The organism is Dyadobacter psychrophilus (assembly GCF_900167945.1).
GTDB lineage: Bacteria > Bacteroidota > Bacteroidia > Cytophagales > Spirosomataceae > Dyadobacter > Dyadobacter psychrophilus.
Genome location: NZ_FUZA01000031.1, coordinates 1 through 1,225 on the forward strand (window position 1 = coordinate 1; position 1,225 = coordinate 1,225).

The 1,225-nt window shown below is 43.3% G+C and carries 2 protein-coding genes; both read right to left on the minus strand.

Features of this window, described 5'->3' with window-relative positions:
- Window positions 1-42: 42 nt before the first annotated feature.
- A complete protein-coding gene (locus tag B5X68_RS28525; protein ID WP_082218173.1) occupies window positions 43-879 on the minus strand; it encodes an IS3 family transposase in 837 nt (278 codons plus the stop codon).
- Between the two features lie 17 nt (window positions 880-896).
- Window positions 897-1,163: a transposase gene (locus B5X68_RS28530; RefSeq protein ID WP_082218113.1), complete on the minus strand. Its 267-nt coding sequence runs from the start codon at window positions 1,161-1,163 to the stop codon at window positions 897-899.
- Window positions 1,164-1,225: the final 62 nt, after the last annotated feature.

Here is a 1,225-nt window from a genome sequence, read left to right on the forward strand (position 1 = left end):
TGTAGGCTTCCCCTTTTTAGAGCGGTGTAGTTTTAGATTCGGTTATAAATTGTTCGCAATTAATTCTTCTTTTTTCATGGCATCTTCCGTTAGTAGTAGGCGCTTTTGATTCGGAGTTAGCCCCTTCATTGATCGGTGCGGGTGCTTGCTGTTGTAAGTGTCGAGCCATTTATCCGATAGAATTCGCAGCTGCTCCAAAGAATCAAAAAAGTAAGCATTCAGCACGTCTTCACGATATGTTCTGTTCAGTCGTTCATTAAATCCGTTCTGCATCGGTTTGCCTGGTTGAATGAATTTTTGCTCAATTTGCTTTTTCTCGCACCATTTGGCCAGTTTCTTGCTTATAAATTCCGGCCCGTTATCGGTCCTGATAGATAATGGCAGTCCTTTCTCCAATTCTAACTGCTCTAAAACTTGTATCACTTTGTCGGCGCAAATAGAGTAATCTGCAAACGCCGCCAGCGCCTCCCTATTAGCATCATCCATTACAATCAATACCCGCACACGTCTACCATAACTAAGTGCGTCGCTGAGAAAATCCATGCTCCACGTATCGTTCAGCGTTTTAGCTTCGATCAGTGGTTGTTTTGGTCTTTTCGGAATACGTCTTTTCCGTTTACGCCTCAGTTTAAGGTTCATGTTCCGATAAATTCGCAGCACTCGCTTACGGTTCCAGCGTAACCCCTTGTTTCTCAAATTGCCATAATACCAGTCAAAACCCCTCGTTGGATGCTCCTCTGCAAGCTCATTGAGGCTGTCGATAACAGGTACATCGTCTTTGACGGTTTTGTAATAAAAAACACTTCTACTCAATTGCAAAACTCTACATGCCCGCTCGATGCTGAATCCGGCTTCCCGAGAAATATCAGAAGCAATCAACCGCTTCTGAACAGGCTTTAAAGCTTTTTTTCGATGATTTCTCTTGCAAGTCTGTGATCAAGCGCTAATTCCGCATACATGTGTTTAAGCCGACGATTCTCCTCCTTCAGTGCTTTCAATTCAGAAAGCTCCGAAGCCCCCATACCGCTATACTTTTTGCGCCAATTGTACAATGTCGCTTTTGATACGCCATTTTCACGGGCCACGTCGGCCGCTAGTTTGCCCGAATCCAAATCTTTGAGGATTTTGACGATCTGTGTTTCTGTGAATGTTTTTCCCTTCATAGCGGATTAAAATTAGAAAATTAGTCTAATTCATCACTGCTCTATTTTTGGGGAAGCGTACA

Excerpts from the sequence above, each read along its gene's own strand:
- B5X68_RS28530 (WP_082218113.1), bottom strand. The coding sequence starts at position 1,163 with ATGAAGGGAAAAACATTCACAGAAACACAGATCGTCAAAATCCTCAAA.